Here is a 1,412-nt window from a genome sequence, read left to right on the forward strand (position 1 = left end):
GTATAATCTCCATTAGGATTTGCTGTTTCTGGTCGGTCTCTCCAGTATCCTGCTATACCTACAATAACTTCTTTATGATAACCGTTAGGCCCATCAATAATCACATTAGGTGTTAACGCATTACCAAAACCTCCTTCATTTAATTCTCCAACATTTTGAGGACCGGTAAAACTGCCATCACCATTAAGATCAATCCATTCCCATTGACTATAGTCGATTGCACCATTTGCGTCAGGAGTATTTTTGGTTACAATTCCATCATTATTGGCATCGTACCATTCGTCTTGTACACCGTTACCGTTGGTGTCGTACCAAACATAATCTCCTAAAACAGGTCGAGTTGATGATCCATATAAGAAATTATGCACTTGAAATTTACATTCTTCAAGAGTAGTAAAGAACAAACTGGAATCTACAGGATACAATTGGTATGCGCTACCTAAATTAGCATCCTGAACCTGAAGTAGGTAACTTCCCACCGGTACACCAGTGAAGTTGTACGAACCATCAGCAGCGGTTATACGCAATAGAATTGGACCTGTTGTAGTACCTTGTGGAATTAATGTTACCGGTACATTGGCAAGAGGTGTATTGGTATCAGCATTAATAATTTGTCCGGATATTTTTACTTTGTAATCCGGTTGTGTTATGACAACGGTAGTTGTTGCTGTACAAGTTTGGTTTCCATTGTTAACTGACGATGTTGCAGTTAAGGTATAAGTACCAGCTGGTAAGTTTGTATTTCCAACAACTTCATTGTTTTGATTTCTAATTACAACTGTAGCACCAGGACTACTTGTAATCAAGATAGAACCATCAGTACCACCAAGACAAGTTACGTTCGAAGCAATTCCGCTCACAGACACTTTATTTTCGACAGTAAAGGTTTGTATCAGTTCTGTTTTATTACCAGCACAATCTGTAAGGGTGTAAGTTCTGGTTAAGATATAAGCATTTCCATCACAACCACTTCCTCCGTTATTGGTATCATTTACGGTGATTGTTACATTTGAATCACAATTATCAGAAACATTTGTTACATCTTGTGGTGTACCGGCAGCAATAGCAGCTATGCTCTCTAAATCGGTGACATCTGCAGGAACAGTTCCTGTTGGAGCTGTTGTATCTCTCACGGTTATAATTTGAACATAAGATGTAGTGTTACCAGAGCAATCCGTTGCTGTCCAGGTACGTGTTAAGGTATAATTAGAATCACATTGATTTTGAATATCACTTTTTGTTTCAGTGAAAACAATTGGTAAATCTGAAGTACAACTGTCTGAAACTACTAGTTGAGCAGGGGCAGGAACAGCGTCACAAGAAACAGTACTATCTTTTGGAAGATCTCCGGTAAATATTGGTTTACTGGTATCTTCAATTGTAATTACTTGCGTGAAAGTATCAGAAGTATT

1 protein-coding gene is annotated in these 1,412 nt (G+C 38.2%); it reads right to left on the bottom strand.

Translation table 11 applies throughout. From position 1 onward, the window contains the following. A partial coding sequence (locus AB674_RS21525; protein WP_047779352.1) for a carboxypeptidase regulatory-like domain-containing protein occupies positions 1-1,412 on the bottom strand: 1,412 nt, incomplete at both ends.

Origin of the sequence: Flavobacterium sp. ABG (assembly GCF_001027725.1) — a bacterium.
Taxonomy (GTDB): domain Bacteria; phylum Bacteroidota; class Bacteroidia; order Flavobacteriales; family Flavobacteriaceae; genus Flavobacterium; species Flavobacterium cupriresistens.